General features: G+C 66.6%; 20 protein-coding genes. 14 read left to right on the plus strand and 6 right to left on the minus strand.

Features of this window, described 5'->3' with window-relative positions; translation table 11 throughout:
* Window positions 1-83 precede the first annotated feature (83 nt).
* Together fabG and fabD are read right to left on the minus strand one after the other, a co-directional pair.
* Window positions 84-827 carry a 3-oxoacyl-[acyl-carrier-protein] reductase gene (gene fabG / locus FHT36_RS04790; protein WP_024279697.1) on the minus strand — a complete coding sequence of 248 codons (744 nt, stop codon included), beginning with the start codon at window positions 825-827 and terminating at the stop codon, window positions 84-86.
* Window positions 828-961: 134 nt separating this feature from the next.
* Complete coding sequence (fabD, locus tag FHT36_RS04795) at window positions 962-1,948, minus strand: ACP S-malonyltransferase (RefSeq protein WP_169121320.1); 987 nt, start codon at window positions 1,946-1,948, stop codon at window positions 962-964.
* A 216-nt stretch (window positions 1,949-2,164) separates the two neighbouring features.
* On the opposite strand from fabD, the gene FHT36_RS04800 reads away from it, so the two are divergent.
* Both FHT36_RS04800 and FHT36_RS04805 read left to right on the plus strand, forming a co-directional pair.
* Complete coding sequence (locus tag FHT36_RS04800; protein ID WP_169121321.1) at window positions 2,165-3,247, plus strand: polysaccharide deacetylase family protein; 1,083 nt, start codon at window positions 2,165-2,167, stop codon at window positions 3,245-3,247.
* A gap of 266 nt (window positions 3,248-3,513) precedes the next feature.
* Window positions 3,514-3,741, plus strand: a complete 228-nt coding sequence (locus FHT36_RS04805) for a hypothetical protein (protein ID WP_169121322.1) — start codon at window positions 3,514-3,516, stop codon at window positions 3,739-3,741.
* Here FHT36_RS04805 and FHT36_RS04810 read toward each other — a convergent pair.
* Both FHT36_RS04810 and FHT36_RS04815 read right to left on the minus strand, forming a co-directional pair.
* A complete protein-coding gene (locus tag FHT36_RS04810; protein ID WP_169121323.1) occupies window positions 3,738-4,244 on the minus strand; it encodes a hypothetical protein in 507 nt (168 codons plus the stop codon). The two genes, FHT36_RS04805 and FHT36_RS04810, sit on opposite strands and share 4 nt — an antisense overlap.
* 12 nt (window positions 4,245-4,256) lie before the next feature.
* Entirely contained in the window at window positions 4,257-5,384 is a 1,128-nt protein-coding gene (locus tag FHT36_RS04815) for a helix-turn-helix domain-containing protein (RefSeq protein ID WP_169121324.1), read from the minus strand.
* 89 nt (window positions 5,385-5,473) lie between these two features.
* Between FHT36_RS04815 and FHT36_RS04820 the strand changes: the two genes are divergently transcribed.
* The 6 genes from FHT36_RS04820 to FHT36_RS04845 all read left to right on the plus strand — a co-directional run bounded on the left by FHT36_RS04820 (window position 5,474) and on the right by FHT36_RS04845 (window position 9,933).
* A complete protein-coding gene (locus FHT36_RS04820; RefSeq protein ID WP_169121325.1) occupies window positions 5,474-6,367 on the plus strand; it encodes a DDE-type integrase/transposase/recombinase in 894 nt (297 codons plus the stop codon).
* Between the two features lie 252 nt (window positions 6,368-6,619).
* The gene (rpsF, locus tag FHT36_RS04825; RefSeq protein ID WP_169121326.1) at window positions 6,620-7,072 is read left to right on the plus strand and encodes a 30S ribosomal protein S6; all 453 of its coding nucleotides are present in this window, start codon (window positions 6,620-6,622) and stop codon (window positions 7,070-7,072) included.
* Window positions 7,072-7,332 (plus strand): 30S ribosomal protein S18, encoded by a 261-nt coding sequence (gene rpsR / locus FHT36_RS04830; RefSeq protein WP_169121327.1) that lies wholly within the window; start codon window positions 7,072-7,074, stop codon window positions 7,330-7,332. Before rpsF ends, rpsR begins: the two co-directional genes overlap by 1 nt.
* 138 nt (window positions 7,333-7,470) lie before the next feature.
* A complete protein-coding gene (locus tag FHT36_RS04835) occupies window positions 7,471-8,424 on the plus strand; it encodes a DUF2232 domain-containing protein (protein WP_169121328.1) in 954 nt (317 codons plus the stop codon).
* Between the two features lie 40 nt (window positions 8,425-8,464).
* A complete protein-coding gene (gene rplI, locus FHT36_RS04840) occupies window positions 8,465-9,046 on the plus strand; it encodes a 50S ribosomal protein L9 (protein WP_169121329.1) in 582 nt (193 codons plus the stop codon).
* Between the two features lie 467 nt (window positions 9,047-9,513).
* A complete protein-coding gene (locus tag FHT36_RS04845; protein ID WP_169121330.1) occupies window positions 9,514-9,933 on the plus strand; it encodes a hypothetical protein in 420 nt (139 codons plus the stop codon).
* A gap of 21 nt (window positions 9,934-9,954) precedes the next feature.
* Here the strand turns inward: FHT36_RS04845 and FHT36_RS04850 are convergent, their stop codons facing one another.
* The gene (locus tag FHT36_RS04850) at window positions 9,955-10,284 is read right to left on the minus strand and encodes a multidrug efflux SMR transporter (RefSeq protein ID WP_024279705.1); all 330 of its coding nucleotides are present in this window, start codon (window positions 10,282-10,284) and stop codon (window positions 9,955-9,957) included.
* A 174-nt stretch (window positions 10,285-10,458) separates the two neighbouring features.
* Here FHT36_RS04850 and FHT36_RS04855 point away from each other — a divergent pair, with 174 nt between their 5' ends.
* The 6 genes from FHT36_RS04855 to FHT36_RS04880 all read left to right on the plus strand — a co-directional run bounded on the left by FHT36_RS04855 (window position 10,459) and on the right by FHT36_RS04880 (window position 15,061).
* Window positions 10,459-10,956, plus strand: coding sequence for a PaaI family thioesterase (locus FHT36_RS04855; protein ID WP_324255492.1), 498 nt, complete (start codon window positions 10,459-10,461; stop codon window positions 10,954-10,956).
* Window positions 10,956-11,669 carry a DNA/RNA nuclease SfsA gene (gene sfsA / locus FHT36_RS04860; RefSeq protein WP_169121332.1) on the plus strand — a complete coding sequence of 238 codons (714 nt, stop codon included), beginning with the start codon at window positions 10,956-10,958 and terminating at the stop codon, window positions 11,667-11,669. Before FHT36_RS04855 ends, sfsA begins: the two co-directional genes overlap by 1 nt.
* 94 nt (window positions 11,670-11,763) lie before the next feature.
* Window positions 11,764-12,768 carry a L,D-transpeptidase gene (locus FHT36_RS04865; protein ID WP_169121333.1) on the plus strand — a complete coding sequence of 335 codons (1,005 nt, stop codon included), beginning with the start codon at window positions 11,764-11,766 and terminating at the stop codon, window positions 12,766-12,768.
* Window positions 12,768-13,649: a penicillin-insensitive murein endopeptidase gene (gene mepA / locus FHT36_RS04870; RefSeq protein ID WP_169121334.1), complete on the plus strand. Its 882-nt coding sequence runs from the start codon at window positions 12,768-12,770 to the stop codon at window positions 13,647-13,649. The genes FHT36_RS04865 and mepA overlap by 1 nt, the downstream gene beginning before the upstream one ends.
* Before the next feature lie 123 nt (window positions 13,650-13,772).
* Complete coding sequence (locus FHT36_RS04875; protein WP_169121335.1) at window positions 13,773-14,060, plus strand: HdeA/HdeB family chaperone; 288 nt, start codon at window positions 13,773-13,775, stop codon at window positions 14,058-14,060.
* A gap of 89 nt (window positions 14,061-14,149) precedes the next feature.
* Window positions 14,150-15,061, plus strand: coding sequence for an alpha/beta fold hydrolase (locus tag FHT36_RS04880; RefSeq protein ID WP_169121336.1), 912 nt, complete (start codon window positions 14,150-14,152; stop codon window positions 15,059-15,061).
* A 5-nt stretch (window positions 15,062-15,066) separates the two neighbouring features.
* On the opposite strand, the gene FHT36_RS04885 is transcribed toward FHT36_RS04880, so the two are convergent.
* Window positions 15,067-15,510, minus strand: coding sequence for a nucleoside deaminase (locus tag FHT36_RS04885; protein ID WP_169121337.1), 444 nt, complete (start codon window positions 15,508-15,510; stop codon window positions 15,067-15,069).
* Window positions 15,511-15,546 lie beyond the last annotated feature (36 nt).

Here is a 15,546-nt window from a genome sequence, read left to right on the forward strand (position 1 = left end):
CGCACATCAAGAATAGATGAGTTCCCATCCCGCGTACAACGTCCACCCGGTTGAAGGTACCGGGTGGACGCGACGGGATCGGGTCAGATCATCGCCATGCCGCCGTTGACGTGCAGCGTCTGGCCGGTGACGTAGGCGGCCTCGTTGGAGGCGAGGTAGACGCAGGCGGCGGCGATGTCCTCGGGGGTGCCGAGCTTGGCGGCGGGCACGGCCTTGAGGATGCCCTCGCGCTGCTTCTCGTTGAGCGCGTCGGTCATGGGGGTGGCGATGAAGCCGGGGGCGATGCAGTTCACCGTCACGCCGCGCGAGGCGACTTCCTGCGCCAGCGACTTGGACATGCCGATCATGCCGGCCTTGGCGGCGGCATAATTGCCCTGACCCGCATTGCCGGTGACGCCGACGATGGAGGTGATGGAGATGATGCGGCCGGAGCGGCGGCGCATCATGGTGCGCACCGCGGCGCGCGACAGGCGGAAGGCGGCGGTGAGGTTCACCGCGATTACCTGGTCCCACGCCTCATCCGACAGGCGCATGAAGATGTTGTCGCGGGTGATGCCGGCATTGTTGACGAGGATGTCCACATGCCCGCCCAGCGCCTCCTCGGCGGCGGGGATGAGCTTCTCCACCTCTTCGGTGTTGCCGAGATTGCAGGGCAGCACGATGACGCGCTCGCCGCCCATCTCGGCGGCGATGGCATCGAGCGCCTCGCGGCGGGTTCCGGAGACGGCGACCGTGGCGCCCTGGGCGTGCAGCGCCTTGGCGATGGCGCCGCCGATGCCGCCGGTGGCACCGGTCACGAGCGCGGTCTTGCCGGTCAAATCGAACATGTCAGCCCCCAGTTTCTTTCGGGTGTCGCGGCTTTTGCGCCGCCGGTTGTATCGGCTTGGTCGGGTGGTGTCCCGACGCGCGGACGCCCTCGCCCGGATTTTTTCCGGGGAGGGCGTCCGTCGGTGAGAAGATGTCAGGCGGCGGAAGCAGCCGCGTTGCGGGCGGCGATGAAGGCCGCCACGTCGTCGGGCGTGCCCACGGCGCTGGCCGCGATCTGCTTGTCGATGCGCTTCACGAGGCCGCACAGCACCTTGCCGGCGCCCACCTCGACCACGCGGGTGACGCCCGCGCCGGCCATGTAGATGACGCTTTCGCGCCAGCGCACGGTGCCCGTCACCTGCTCCACCAGAAGGCGGACGATCTCGGCCGGGTCGGTGACCGGGGAGGCGCGCACATTGGCCACCAGCGGCACGCGCGGCGTCATCACGGTGGAGCCGGAGAGGGCCACTTCCATGGCCTCGGCGGCGGGGCCCATGAGGCGGCAATGGAAGGGGGCGGACACCGGCAGCAGCACCGCCTTCAGCGCCCCGCGCTCCTTGGCGATGAGGATGGCGCGCTCCACGGCGGCCTTGGTGCCGGAGACCACGACCTGCCCGGGGGCGTTGTCGTTGGCCGCCTCGCACACGTCGTCGCCGGCGGCTTCCGCCGCCACCGCGACGGCCTGGTCGTAATCGAGGCCGAGCAGGGCGGCCATGGCGCCCTGGCCCACCGGCACCGCATCCTGCATGGCGCGGCCACGGATGCGCAGGAGCCGCGCCGCCTCGGTGACGGTGAGGGCGCCGGCGGCGGCCAGCGCCGAATATTCGCCCAGCGAATGGCCGGCGACGAAGGCCGCCTCGCGGGCCAGATCAAGCCCGGCTTCCGATTCGAGAACCCGAAGCGCGGCAATGGATACCGCCATCAGCGCCGGCTGGGCGTTGGCGGTCAGGGTCAGCTCGTCGGACGGACCTTCCCACATCACCTTGGTCAGGCTGTCTCCGAGGGCGGCGTCCACCTCCTCGAAGACCGCCTTGGCGGCGGGAAAATTGTCGGCGAGGGCCTTGCCCATCCCCACGGCCTGACTGCCCTGACCCGGGAAAATGAAGGCGGTCTGGGGTGTTGTGCGCGACCCTTCGCTCATGGGCGGCCCTCCGGCTGGAAATTGGGGAGCGCAGAGACACCGGGATTGTGGGCGAGTCAAGGCAGGGGAATCACCCGGTCAATCGGCGCGACTGTGTCAAGCCAACCTTACGATAAGGAAAGCGGGGCTTGGCCACGCCCGCTTCACAATTTATCCATAACGAGCGAGGGACATTGGGCGCAGTTCTGCACGTCCGCATCAGAAAGTGGTTCCGCCGTGAAGCCTGAAGTGAAGGCCATCCGGGGATTTCCGGCGCTTCTTGCCGCCGCTCTCCTCTCCGCCACCGTCATCGTCCCCGCCTGCGCGCAGACGCTGACGCCGTCCGGAACCGCGCCTTCCGCGCCGCCCACCTCAAGCTTCACCCCGCCGAAGCCCGCGCTGATGACCGGCCCGGTGCCCTCCTCCATGATGGAGCCGGCCCCGGCCAACCTGTCGTCGGGCTCCGGCATGGCGGCGCCCGCCGCGGAGCCGACCGGCACCAACCCGCACAACCTCATCGCCTATTCCTCGGCGACGGTCGATGGCCCCTACATTGCCATCACCTTCGACGACGGCCCGAACCCCGAGACCACGCCACGCCTGCTGAAGATGCTAGAGCAGCGTGGCATCAAGGCCACCTTCTTCGTGCTCGGCAGCCGCGCCGTCGCCTCGCCCAACATCATCAAGCAGATGATCGCGCAGGGGCACGAGGTGGCGAACCATTCCTGGGATCACCCCCAGTTGCCCAAGATCCCGGTGGCCGCCGCCGACAAGCAGATCGGCGACACCAACGCCGCCATCGAGCAGATCACCGGCCTCAAGATCCACAATGTGCGCCCGCCTTATGGCGCCATGACCCCGGCACTGCGCGCGCATTTGCGCGAGAAGTTCGGCTCCACCTTCATCTACTGGTCCGTGGACCCGCTGGACTGGAAGGACCGCAATCCCACCGTCATCCACGACCGCATTGTCTCCCATGTGCATGCCGGCGCGATCATCCTCGCCCATGACATCCATCCGACCACGGTGGATGCCATGCCCAAGACGCTCGATGACCTCCTCGCCAAGGGCTACAAGTTCGTCACCGTCTCGCAGCTCATCGCCATGAACAAGGCGATGCCCGAGCCCAAGGTCGCCTCCCTCAACCCGGCGCCCAAGAAGAAGCCGAAGGCGCAGGGCACGGCGGCCGCCGCCAACACCACCGGCTCCACCGGCGCCAAGCCGGCCTCCACCGCCCCCAAGCCCGTCAGCGCCAAGCCCGCCAGCACCAAGCCGGCCTCCACCGCGCCCCGCCCGCCGGCCAGCGTCGGGCTGTACTGAAGGGACTGGGGCGGGAGAACCACCCTCGCGCCCCGACGCATGCAGCGCTCGCGGAATGCGAGCCGGGGTCCAGCGCAAGGAACCGCCGAAGGCGCTTCCGCCCCCCGCACGCTCGGGCTTTGCCCGCTGCGCGGGTGTTTCCCCTGCCCCCGGATCGGCGCTCCGGCGGCGCCGTCGCTTGTCCGGGGCGGGTAGTGGGTCAGTTTGAAATCTGGGTCGATTGACGGGGGTCCACCGGAGTGCCGCTCCATGGTAGACTATCAGCCATGAGCACGAAAACACCCAAGCGCCCGCGCGATCCGAATCAGCTGGCAAAATTCATCGTGGATGTTGCCACGGGCGGGGTAGATGTGCGCGAGCCTACGCCGACAGAGGCGCGCGCCAGAAAAGCTGGCGTAAAGGGTGGCCCCGCCCGGGCTAAGAAGCTGACGCCAGCAGAGCGGTCGGAAATTGCGAGCGTCGCCGCCCAGGCACGTTGGAAAAAATCCTACTAGTCCTCCCTGTCGCCTTCCCCCTCGTCCTCCTCTTCCACTGAGTCATCAATCGCTTTCCGCCACTCGACATCGGGGCCAAAATCAAGCGCCATCTGAATAGGCTCCAAATCCGGGTGCTGAGCATTCCACCTGTCGGCATCGTAAATCAGGTGAACCGCGTCCCCCACCATTTGCTCGCGGCGCTTAGTAAGCGAACGGTGCATTTGGGGGCGAGTGGCGTCCTCAATATCGATAAAGATGAAGGAAACCTGGCCGTCTGGGTGCTCGATTGGTAAAGAGTGGTAAGCCCTGTAAGGTCTCTTGGTTTTTTCATCCCGGCGCAATTCCTCCCGCGCCGCGGTGCTGATTTCTCGCGCCAATAGTTCAAGTGGGTCCTTTGGCTTAGGAAGTTCGACTCCATTCCTTAGGGCGAACTCGGCCATTTTTTTAGGGTCGAGTTCAGTCTCGCCGGTCATTACACGATATAGGGCGATGATCTTTTGGAGTTGCTTTTTACCAGCCAATGGTAGGCTCCTTTACGTCTCGATTGGGTGAATGTTGCCCCACCCATCGACTTCAGCGGCGGGAAGTATGAACTCACGAACGCTTGCAAGGTGGTTCCGGAAGTGAGTGAATTTTCCAGTCCGGAACTGGAGTTGCCCGGCGACTAAGCCGGGATGAACCCTAAGCACCTTAGCGAATCCAACTAAGTCACGTTCTGAAAAATATGGAGCCTTTCGTGCGATGAAAGCATCCATATCTTTCTTCGGGACACAGAACTCACGTGCGGCTTCGTTTGCTAAGCGCTCCTGAGCTTCTAGTTCGCTGTCGGGCTGACGACCTACATCAATATCGATTACTGGCATCTCAAGGCCGTCGCGGCGACGGACATGTTCAAGTTCATGCCGAAGCACAAAAGCGAAATTGTCGATGCGATCAAACCGCAGGGACATGCCAATCACCGGCGTTTTCTCGTTCAGCCAGAAACAGACGCCATCGATCTTGCCCCCGGGGAGCCCTTCTACAACGACGAATCGAATTCCTGCTTCGGCGAGCACTCTTGGAACGCGCGCCATATGTTCCGGGTGGGAGCGAAATGTAGCGATTTTAGAGATCGCATCATCTACCCTCTGCATCGAGTATTGACCGATCAACATTTCGCTTGCAATTGTTTTGACGCGGTGCAGCCAAGCCAATTGAGCTGGCGTTGCATCGTTACTAACCTCAGTTTTTTTCGCAGCGAATGCGAAGACAGATGCGTCTTCGATACGATTTACTTTGAAGAAGCGGCAAAGCGCGGCCTCGACTAGATCGGGGTCGCGCATGTCATCCACGTCTACCCATCCCCGCTTGATCATCTCAGCCACCGGGAGGTGGCCATAGATGCTCGCGCGCATTGCCCGCTTTGGATCCGGCCGAGATTCTATCCGGGCCTTGGCTAGGTCGTAGCTTCCTTGCAGATCAACAAACCTTTGCGCCGGGACCCCGAACACCTCCTCTAGCGCGAGCGCCATGGCCGCATCGATCGGACGTTTATCGCTCGCCATCTTGCTCACGATGGGGTCGCTTACCCCTAACACGACGGCCAACACGCGGTTCGTCCAGCCCCGCTCTTTGAGCAGTTCGGTGATCAATTGACCTGGGGTTCGGGCGTCGATGTTCATCGTAACTCCACAACTAAGCTTGTTTGCGCAAAAAGGCAAACTGACACTAATGCTTGACTTAATTCTACAGGTGGCATAGTTAAGGGGGCATGTACAAGCTCTTAACGGAAGAACGCGCGCGCATCCTGCACCTTCTGTGCGAGGGCAATTCCATCCGGTCAGTCACCCGCCTGACCGGCGCAAGCAAGAACACCGTCATCAAGCTCTTGACCGACGCCGGCCGCGCTTGCGGCGCCTACCACGATGCCAACGTGCGCGGCGTGAAGGCGAAGCAGGTCCAGGTCGATGAGATTTGGTCGTTCACCTATGCCAAGCAAAAGAACGTCGCGACGGCCAAGGCGGCACCGGAAGAAGCTGGCGACACATGGACGTGGACCGCTATCGATGCCGAGTCGAAGCTGATCGTGTCTTGGCTCGTGGGCGGTCGTGATAGCGAATATGCGATGGCCTTCATGGACGATCTGGCGGGGCGCCTTGCGAACCGCGTGCAGCTCACCTCAGACGGCCATAAGGCATACCTTGAGGCGGTGGAGGGCGCATTCGGTGGGGACGTGGACTACGCGATGCTTGTGAAGCTGTACAGCACCGCCTCGGAAAGCGCCCGTGGCCGCTATAGCCCCGCTGAGTGCATCGGCGCCCGCAAGGAACGGATTGAAGGCTCTCCCGATCCGAAGCACGTCAGCACGTCCTATGCCGAACGCCAGAATCTCACGATGCGGATGCATATGCGCCGCTTCACCCGCCTGACGAACGCCTTCTCGAAGAAGGTCGAGAACCACGCATACGCTGTGGCGCTCCACATGATGTATTACAACTTCGTCCGCATCCACGCGAAGCTGCGCGTCACCCCGGCCATGGCGGCGGGCCTCACTGATCGCCTTTGGGAGATCGGCGACATCGTTGCGCTGGTGGAAGCCGAGGAAGCCAAGTCGGCCACGAAGCGCGGCCCTTACAAAAAGCGCGGCGAAGAAATTTCAAACTGACCCACTACGCCGGGGCGCCTTGCCTTTCCGTCGAAACCTGCTATACGCCCCGCTTCCGTCGCACCCGGCCGGGGGCTGAACGGACGGTCTTCTTTTGCCTCGGCCCATCCCACGGGTTTGGCCAAGGTTGAGGAAGGCAGGGCGAAAGTCCGTCGTCCCGTGTCCCCGCCTTCCGAGCTTCGCGCCTTTCCGAAAGGCAAGAAGGGCTTGGCGCCGGTGGGCGGAAGAGTGAAACCGAAAGGCAGTGAACACATGCCGCTCTACGAGCACGTGTTCCTCGCGCGCCAGGACGTCACGGCGCAGCAGGTCGAGGAACTCACCACCCGATTCAAGGGTGTCATCGAGGCGAATGGCGGCTCGGTCGGTAAGACCGAGTATTGGGGCGTGAAGTCCCTCACCTATCGCATCAACAAGAACCGCAAGGCCCACTTCACCCTGCTCAACATCGACGCCCCCGCGGCGGCGGTGCAGGAGCTGGAGCGCCAGCAGCGCATCGACGAGGACGTCCTGCGCATCCTCACCCTGCGCGTCGAGGAGCACGAGGACGGCCCGTCCGCCATGCTCCAGAAGCGTGACCGGGACGATCGTGGCGAGCGCGGAGAGCGTGGCGACCGCGGTGATCGTGGTGACCGCTTCGGCGGCCGCGAGGATCGCCCCCGCCGTCCGCGTCCGACTGAAGAAGTGCAGGCCGAGGAGGAGAACTGATGGCTTTCGCATCGTCCGGTGGCGCCGGCGGCGGTCAGCGCCGTCCCTTCTTCCGCCGTCGCAAGACCTGCCCCTTCTCCGGCCCGAACGCGCCGAAGATCGACTACAAGGATGTGCGTCTCCTGCAGCGCTACATCTCCGAGCGCGGCAAGATCGTGCCCTCGCGCATCACGGCGGTCTCCGCCAAGAAGCAGCGCGAGCTCTCCACCGCCATCAAGCGCGCGCGGTTCCTGGGCCTGCTGCCCTTCGTGATCCGCTGATCGCCTGATCTGCTGATTGGGGCGCCCCCTTCGGGAGGGCGCCCTTCCTTTAGCGACGCGCTTCGGGGAATGACCTCCGGAGCGTCTGCTGGGGCGGAAATCCCGCCTCTAACCGCACCCGCGGGACAGCTTGTCGAGATGGTGTACCTTCTTCTCACAGGCGTGGCTGCCGGCCTCGCATCTGCCCTTCTTGCCGCCGGAGCCGCGGCGGGATCGGCGTTGGCCGTGCCCCTGTTCTATCTCTCGCCCCTGCCGGTGATGATCGCCGGCATCGCCTTCTCGCCCCTGGCGGCCTTTGTCGCCGTGATGGTGGGCGGGGCAGGCCTCGGCCTCGGCTTCGGCGGCACCTTCCTCCTGACATACATGGTCAGCCTCGGCGGACCGGCCTTCGCCTTGTCCTATGCGGCGATGCTGGCCCGGCCCGATTCCGCCGGCCGCGACGGGCTGGTGTGGTTCCCGGTGGGCGGGCTGGTGCTGCTCTCGGCCGCCGTATCGACCCTTGCCGTCATCATCGCCCTGTTCGCCGTCGCAGGCGATTACGAGAGCTATCGCCGGGCGGTGATCGCCGCGTTCGAGGCGCTGCTCTCGGGCCAGGTGCTGCCGGGCGCGCAGCCGACCGATCCCGCCGCCGTGGGCGCCATCGTGGCGCGCCTGCTGCCGGGCATGGCGGCGGTGATGTCCATGGTCTCGCAGCTCGTCTGCCTCTATCTCGCGACCCGCGCCGCGCTGATCTCCGGCCGCCTCAGGCGTCCGTGGCCGACGTTGTCGGCCTTCCGCCTGCCGCCCGTCACCTCGCTGGTGCTGGCGGTGGCGATCGCCTTGTCCATGGCCGGGGCGATGGGGGGACTGTCCGCCTCCGCCGCGGCCGCGACACTGGTGTGCGCCTATGCGCTCGCGGGCTTCGCCGTGGTCCATTCCGTGACCATCGGCCACTCGGCCCGCTTCCTCATTCTCGGCGCGCTGTGGCTCACCACGGCCGTGCTCGGCTGGCCGGTCCTCGCCATGGCGGTGCTCGGCTTCGTCGACGCCATGTTCGACTTCCGCTCGCGCATGGGCACGGGGCAAAGCCCGCCCGCCGCGAACGACCGCTGAAATTCAACCCAATCCAACGATCAGAGACAGGAGAATCAAAATGGACGTCATTCTTCTCGAGCGCGTCGCCAAGCTTGGCCAGATGGGCGAAGTGGTGAAGGTCAAGGACGGCTTCGCCCGCAACTTCCTGCTGCCGAACGGCAAGGCCCTGCGCGCCACCAAGGCGAACAAGGACCGCTTCGAGACCATGAAGATCGAGCTCGAGGCCCGCAACCTGGAGCGCCGCAAGGACGCCGAGGCGGTGGCCGAGAAGCTCGCCGGCCAGGCCGTGGTGATGATCCGTCAGGCCGGCGAGAGCGGCCAGCTCTACGGCTCGGTCTCCACCCGCGACATCGCCGACGGCTTCACCGCTTCCGGCTTCCACCTCGATCGCGGCCAGATCGTGCTGAACCACCCCATCAAGACCCTGGGCCTGCACGTGGTGCCGGTGAGCCTGCACCCCGAGGTCGAGGTGACCGTGCAGGTCAACGTCGCCCGCAACGCGGAAGAGGCCGAGCGTCAGGCCCGCGGCGAGGACGTGCGCACCGCCCGTGACGAAGACGCCGAGATCGAGGCCGAGCTCGCCATCGAGCGCGCCGCCGTGGCCGCCGAACTCGCCGCCGAGGAAGGCGAGGAAGCCTGATTTCCGTCTGAGGCCTGCGGCGCTGGCGCCCCGGCGCCAGTTTCCAGCCCTGAACACGGCGTCCCGGCCTCACCGCCGGGGCGCCGTTTTCGTTTCCGGGTGCCGCGCTGCGCGGGACTGGTCCCCTGCCCCCCGGATCAGCCCTCCGGCTGCGTCGCTTGTCCGGGGAACGGCCCCGCGCCCCGGACGCATGGAGCGCCAGCAGAATGCGAGCCGGGGCCCAGCGCAAAAGACCGACGAAGGCGTCCGACCCCAACGCTCTCAGCGCATTGCCCGCTGCGCGGAACTCCTGCGCTGGACCCCGGATCGGCGCTCCGGCTTTCGCCGTCGCTTGTCCGGGGCGCAAGGCGCGACACGCTGATGCGGCGGGATACCGTCAGCCGCGCGTCTCCATTAAACTCACGCCGTTTCATCCGCCGCCGGCTCGACCGGCACCCTTTTCAGTCCTGTCATTGGAGCTGCCCGCCATGGCGCGCGCCCGTACCGCCTATCTCAACCGGGCCGATGTGCCCGACCGTGCCGCGCTTCAGGCGGCGCTCGATGCCTTCAAGCTCAAGCTGGTGCTGGATGACGGCTATGTGCCGCTGGAAACCTCCGGCTACCTGCCCTGCACCCTCCACGGCGAGGATGCCGGCTTCACCCTGCGCTTCCGCGACGTGGGGGAGGATGGCGGCAAATATCCCGCCCTCGCCCCGGTGCTGGGCGCGCGGGACGTGGCCGCCGACATCAAGTGGACCGGAGACATCCGCGAGGAGGTGAGCGCCATGGCGGTGCTCGCCGCCCTCGCCGGCGCGTTCGGCGCCGTGGTGCACGACCCGGAGAAAGACGCGCTCATCGAGGCGAAAAAGCTCCTCTCCCGCGCCAAGGAAGGCGCCGAGGAGCTGTAGGCGTCTCGCCGATGCTTCGCCTCAGTGGGCGACGCTCTTCGACAGGAGATTGATGACTACCACGCCGGCGATGATGAGCCCGAGGCCGATCAGCGCCGCGAGGTCCAGCTTCTGGCCGTAATAGATCCAGGCGAAACCCGTGACGAGCACGATGCCGACGCCCGACCAGATGGCATAGGCGATGCCCACCGGCAGGGTGCGGAGCGTCAGCGACAGGCAGAAGAAGGCGATGGCATAGCCGATCACCACGATGACCGAGGGGCCGAGCTTGGTGAAGCCTTCCGCCGACTTGAGGGCCGAGGTGGCGATGACCTCGGCGACGATGGCGATGAGAAGATAGACGTAGCTCATGTGAACGGCCCCCATGCCGCGGCACTCCGCGACCCCAGCGCAGCAAAGGCGCCGGCCCCGCTGGTGTCAACGCGGGGAAACTCCGCAGCACCGGCCGGCCCCGCCTTTCAGTTGGAGGTGCCGTCATCGCCCGGCTATGCTCCCTCCCCTCCCCTTCCCAGCATGACGGCCACCGTGACCGAGCCCTTCACCCCCCGCGACCCCGCCTTCGAGACCAAGGTGCGCGACAGCTTCGCCCGCCAGCCCTTCATGATCCTCCTCGGCGCCGAGCTCGGCGCGGTGGCGCCGGGCCGGGTGGAGATCGTGCTGCCTTATGCGGACAAGGTGACCCAGCAGCACGGCTATTTCCACGGCGGCTCCATCGGCGCCATCGCCGACACCGCCGGCGGCTATGCCGCCTTCAGCCTGTTTCCGCCGGACTCGACCGTGCTGACGGTGGAGTACAAGATCAACATCATGGCCCCCGGCAAGGGCGAGCGACTGGTGGCCGTGGGCGAGGTGACGCGGGCGGGGCGCACCCTCACCGTGGCGAAGGTGGAGGTCTATGCCGAGGCCGACGGCGCGCGCATCCATTGCGCCACCGCCACCCAGACCCTCATGTGCCTCGCCGGCCGCAGTGACGATCGCCATGCCGCCGCGACCCGCGCCCCCTCCGGCGGCGCGATGGCCTGATGCTGTTCGCCGCCCCTCTGCTGCCGGGCCGCCTCGTGCGGCGCTACAAGCGCTTCCTTGCCGACGTGGTGCTGGACGACGGCACCGAGACCACCGCCCATGTGGCCAATTCCGGCGCCATGCTGGGGCTCGATGCCCCCGGCAGCCGCGTCCTCCTCTCCCGCTCCCTCAACCCCGCCCGCAAGCTGGCCCTGAGCTGGGAGCTGGTGGAGGCCGATTTCGGCGCCGGGCCGGAATGGGTGGGGGTCAACACCATGCACCCCAATCTGCTGGTTGCCGAGGCCATCGCCGCTGGCCAGGTGCCGCCTCTCTCCGGCTACGCCCGGATGCGGCGGGAGGTGAAATACGGCAAGGCCAGCCGTGTCGACATCAAGCTGGAAGACGACGCCCGCCCCGACTGCCTCGTGGAGGTGAAGAACGTCCACCTCATGCGCGCCCCCGGCAAGGCCGAGTTCCCCGACTGCGTGACCGCCCGTGGCGCGAAGCATCTGGACGAACTGGCCGGCGAGGTGGCGGCCGGGCGGCGGGCGGTGATGGTCTATATCAGCCAGATCGGCTCGGCCGATTCCATCGCCCTCGCCCGCGATCTCGACCCTGCCTACAAGCGCGCCTTCGACCGGGCGCGGGACGCCGGGGTGGAGGCCCTCGCCCTCGTCTGCCGGATCACGCCGGAGGGCATCGCGGTGGCGCGGATGGTGCCCATGCTCGGCTGATTTGGTCGATTCAAGAGCTGACAGCATTGGACAGACACAGAACCCCGGGCGAAAACGTGGTGAAACCCGATTCGGAACCTGGGGTGAATCGCCGATGGCCGTCCCGTTCAGCCTCTCCCGCCGCGGAACCCTGAAGCTCGCCGCAACCCTCGCCGGTGCCATGGTGGCCGATGCGATGCTGCCCGCCATCGCCGCCGACGATCCCGATCTCGCGGAAATTAAGACCCTGAAACCAGGCACTTACGTCTGGTATCCCGAGCGCGCGCCGGACGGCTTCGTCGCCATCGTGATAAATCTGACGGACCAATTGTGCTTCGTCTACCGCAACGGTGTCCGGATAGGGGCATCCACCGTCTCCACCGGCAAGGAAGGGCACGATACCCCTACCGGGGTATTCACGATCCTGGGCAAGGACGTGGACCACCATTCCTCGCTTTATAACGACGCATCAATGCCTTACACGGAGCGCCTGACGTGGTCCGGCGTGGCCCTGCATGCGGGTGGCCTCCCCGGATACCCCTCGTCCCACGGCTGCGTGCACCTGCCGCTGGCCTTCTCCAAGCTGGTCTTCGGCATCACCCATCTGGGCACCCCGGTCATCATCGCCGACAGCCATTCGGCGCCAGAAGATGTTTTGCATCAGGGACTTATCATGAGCGAGGGGCTGGAGCAGCAGCTCGCCACCTCCGCCACCGGCGAAGGCGCCCCCCAGGATGCCACCGCCGCCCCGGAGCCGGTCTCCATGGTGGTCAGCCGGGCCGACAGCACCATCACCGTTCTCAAGGGCGCGCAGACCGCCGTGCAGGGTCCGGTGACCATCCGCGATCCGCAGAACCCCTTGGGAAATCTCGTCTATGTGCTCATGAGCAAGGACGGGACCGCGCCCCGCTGGAGCGCCGTTTCCTATGAGGGCAGCGGCGTTGCGGCCGGGCAGGCGCAGAATGCGCTGGCCCGGATCAGCGTCGATCCCTCCATCAACAAGCAGGTTGCAGCGCTGGTGGCGCCGGGCGCGACGCTGTTCCTCACCGACCTGCCCGCCCATCCCGGCACACGGAGCGATGGCGGATTCGTCGTTTTGGCCCAGAAGGTTACGAGCTGATGCGCCGGCTCGCCGCGGCGGCAGTCATCGCCCTCCTCGGCACCGCCGCCCAGGCCCAGCCGGCGGCCAAGCCCGCAGCCCCGGTGCCGGCCAAGGAACTGTTCGGCCGCGCCACCCAGCCGGCCCCCATGGCCGCGCGCAGCATCGGCTTCTATTCCAAGGGCTGCCTCGCCGGCGGCGAAGCCTTGCCGGTCAATGGTCCGAACTGGCAGGTCATGCGCCTATCGCGCAACCGCAACTGGGGCCATCCGGACCTCGTCGCCTTCCTCGAGCGCTTCTCCGCGCAGGTGCCGAAAGTGTCGGGCTGGCAAGGGATTCTGGTCGGCGACATGGCCCAGCCCCGCGGCGGCCCCATGCTCACCGGCCATGCCTCCCACCAGATCGGCCTCGACGCCGACATCTGGCTGACGCCCAGCCCCGGCCGGGAACTCACCCGCGAGGAGCGCGAAAAGCTGTCCGCCTCAATGATGGTCCGCGCCGACCGCAAGGACATCGACCCCGCCAACTGGCGGCCGGACACCTGGAAAGTGATCCGCGCCGCCGCCGTCGAGCCGCGGGTGGAGCGCATTTTCGTCAATGCCGCCATCAAGAAAGCGCTCTGCCGGGAGGCGACGGGGGACCGCTCGTTCCTCGCCAAGGTGCGGCCCTATTGGGGGCACGACTACCACATGCACATCCGCCTCACTTGCCCGGCCTCCAGCCCCGACTGCCGGCCGCAGGAAGCCCCGCCGACAGGCGATGGCTGCGGATCGGAGCTGGACTGGTGGTTCACCGACGCCGTGCTGCACCCCAAGCCGGAGAAGGAACCCTCCAAGCCCAAGCCGCCCCTCACCCTCGCCGATCTGCCGGACGCCTGCGCCGCCGTGCTCGACGCGCGCTGAGGCCTCATCCGCGCTCGCGTGAACGTGCTCGGCCGCTGTGCCGGCCTCCGGCTGGTGCCGCTTCCCTCCCCGGCGCATCATGCCACCGCAGGCCGAAGGGCCGCAGCACCATGGGAGCGCGCGATGCTGAAATGTCTGGGTGTCGGTGCAATCGTCCTGTTCGCGGGCCTGGGCCCAGCGGCGGCCGAGAAATGGGATCTTTCGACCATGACCTGCCAGCAATTCCTGCAGGCGGACAAGGATACGATCACCATCATCCTCACGTGGCTCGACGCCTACTACAAGGACGACGACGCCCCGCCGGTGATCGACACGGACAAGTTCGTGAAGAATGCCGAAAAGCTGGCCGGCTTCTGCGCGTCCTCGCCCAGCCTCGGTCTCATCACGGCGGCCGACAAGGTGTTCGACTGATCCCGGAACCCGCCGCCTTGATCCCGTCTTGAAGAGCTGTCCGCAATTCCGGCCGCCCCGGCCCACGGGACGGCTCAAGGGAGGTTCATGTGTCTGATCTGTCTGATCTGTTTCCCGGATTTGCCTCACACTATGTGGACACGAAGGCCGGCCGCATCTTTCTGCGGCAGGGGGGAACGGGCGCGCCCCTGCTCCTGCTCCACGGCTTCCCCCAGAGCCACGTGATGTGGCACCGCGTGGCGCCGAAGCTTGCCGAGCAGCACACCCTCATCATCCCCGACCTGCCCGGGTACGGCTGGAGCGCGGCGCCGGAAGGCGGCACCGATCATTTCCCCTATTCCAAGCGCGCCATGGCCGCCGCCATGGTGGAAGTGATGGAAAGCCTCGGCTTCGCCCATTTCTCCGTCATGGGCCATGACCGCGGCGCCCGGGCCGCCTACCGGCTGGGGCTGGACCATCCCGGCCGCCTGGACCGGCTGGTGGTGCTCGACATCGTGCCCACCTACGTGATGTGGCATCGCATGGACCGGGCGCGGGCGCTGCAGGTCTATCACTGGGCGATGCTGGCTCAGCCAAAGCCCCTCCCCGAGAAGCTGGTGGGCGCCAATCCCGCATGGTTCCTCGACTGGACCATGGCGAGCTGGACCGCGCACAAGGACCTGTCGGCGTTCGATCCGCGCGCCATGGCGGCCTATCGTGCCGCGATTTCCTCGCCCGACCGGCTGCACGCCATGTGCGAGGATTATCGGGCCGGAGCCACCATCGACCTCGCTCACGATGAGGCGGACATCGCCGCCGCGCGCACCCTCTCCTGCCCGATGCTCGCTTTGTGGGGCGCAGCCGGCATTCCGAGCCGGGGCGCGAGCCCGCTGGAGGCCTGGAAGGCGTTCGCGCCGCAGGTGGAAGGACAGGCTATCGAGGCCGGCCATTTCCTGGCGGAGGAAGCCCCGAAGGCGACGCTCGATGTGGCGATGCCCTTCCTGGCGCAGGGACGGCCGTAAGCCGACTACCGGCGTTCCTGGAAAAAGGCCCGCAGCACCTCGGCCGCCTGCCGCTCGGCGATGCCGCCATAGACCTCCGGGGCGTGGTGGCAGGTGGGCTGTGAGAAGAACCGGGGACCATGCTCCACGGCGCCGCCCTTGGGATCGGGCGCGCCGAAATAAAGCCGGCGGATGCGCGCGAAGGAAAGCGCCGCCGCGCACATGGCACAGGGTTCCAGCGTCACGTAGAGATCGCAGTTCATCAGCCGCTCGGATTTGAACTGCGCGCCCGCCGCGCGGATCACCAGCATCTCCGCGTGGGCGGTGGGGTCGTTCAGCTCGCGGGTGCGGTTGCCATTGCGGGCGACAACCTCCGACCCGCGCACGAGAACCGCGCCGACCGGAACCTCGCCCCGCTCGGCCGCCGCGCGCGCCTCGTTGAGCGCCATCTGCATGAAGGTTCCCGACATGGTGCCTTTAACCGCCCCTGATCTTGCCCAGCCCAT

Source organism: Xanthobacter sp. SG618 (assembly GCF_012932745.1).
GTDB classification, from domain to species: domain Bacteria; phylum Pseudomonadota; class Alphaproteobacteria; order Rhizobiales; family Xanthobacteraceae; genus Xanthobacter; species Xanthobacter flavus.

Excerpts from the sequence above, each read along its gene's own strand:
- FHT36_RS04845 (WP_169121330.1), top strand. The coding sequence starts at position 9,514 with ATGGCGCGCGCCCGTACCGCCTATCTCAACCGGGCCGATGTGCCCGAC.
- FHT36_RS04815 (WP_169121324.1), bottom strand. The coding sequence starts at position 5,384 with ATGAACATCGACGCCCGAACCCCAGGTCAATTGATCACCGAACTGCTC.
- sfsA (WP_169121332.1), top strand. The coding sequence starts at position 10,956 with ATGCTGTTCGCCGCCCCTCTGCTGCCGGGCCGCCTCGTGCGGCGCTAC.
- rpsR (WP_169121327.1), top strand. The coding sequence starts at position 7,072 with ATGGCTTTCGCATCGTCCGGTGGCGCCGGCGGCGGTCAGCGCCGTCCC.
- fabG (WP_024279697.1), bottom strand. The coding sequence starts at position 827 with ATGTTCGATTTGACCGGCAAGACCGCGCTCGTGACCGGTGCCACCGGC.
- FHT36_RS04850 (WP_024279705.1), bottom strand. The coding sequence starts at position 10,284 with ATGAGCTACGTCTATCTTCTCATCGCCATCGTCGCCGAGGTCATCGCC.
- mepA (WP_169121334.1), top strand. The coding sequence starts at position 12,768 with ATGCGCCGGCTCGCCGCGGCGGCAGTCATCGCCCTCCTCGGCACCGCC.
- rplI (WP_169121329.1), top strand. The coding sequence starts at position 8,465 with ATGGACGTCATTCTTCTCGAGCGCGTCGCCAAGCTTGGCCAGATGGGC.
- FHT36_RS04805 (WP_169121322.1), top strand. The coding sequence starts at position 3,514 with ATGAGCACGAAAACACCCAAGCGCCCGCGCGATCCGAATCAGCTGGCA.
- FHT36_RS04875 (WP_169121335.1), top strand. The coding sequence starts at position 13,773 with ATGCTGAAATGTCTGGGTGTCGGTGCAATCGTCCTGTTCGCGGGCCTG.
- FHT36_RS04865 (WP_169121333.1), top strand. The coding sequence starts at position 11,764 with ATGGCCGTCCCGTTCAGCCTCTCCCGCCGCGGAACCCTGAAGCTCGCC.
- FHT36_RS04820 (WP_169121325.1), top strand. The coding sequence starts at position 5,474 with ATGTACAAGCTCTTAACGGAAGAACGCGCGCGCATCCTGCACCTTCTG.
- FHT36_RS04835 (WP_169121328.1), top strand. The coding sequence starts at position 7,471 with ATGGTGTACCTTCTTCTCACAGGCGTGGCTGCCGGCCTCGCATCTGCC.
- rpsF (WP_169121326.1), top strand. The coding sequence starts at position 6,620 with ATGCCGCTCTACGAGCACGTGTTCCTCGCGCGCCAGGACGTCACGGCG.
- FHT36_RS04885 (WP_169121337.1), bottom strand. The coding sequence starts at position 15,510 with ATGTCGGGAACCTTCATGCAGATGGCGCTCAACGAGGCGCGCGCGGCG.
- fabD (WP_169121320.1), bottom strand. The coding sequence starts at position 1,948 with ATGAGCGAAGGGTCGCGCACAACACCCCAGACCGCCTTCATTTTCCCG.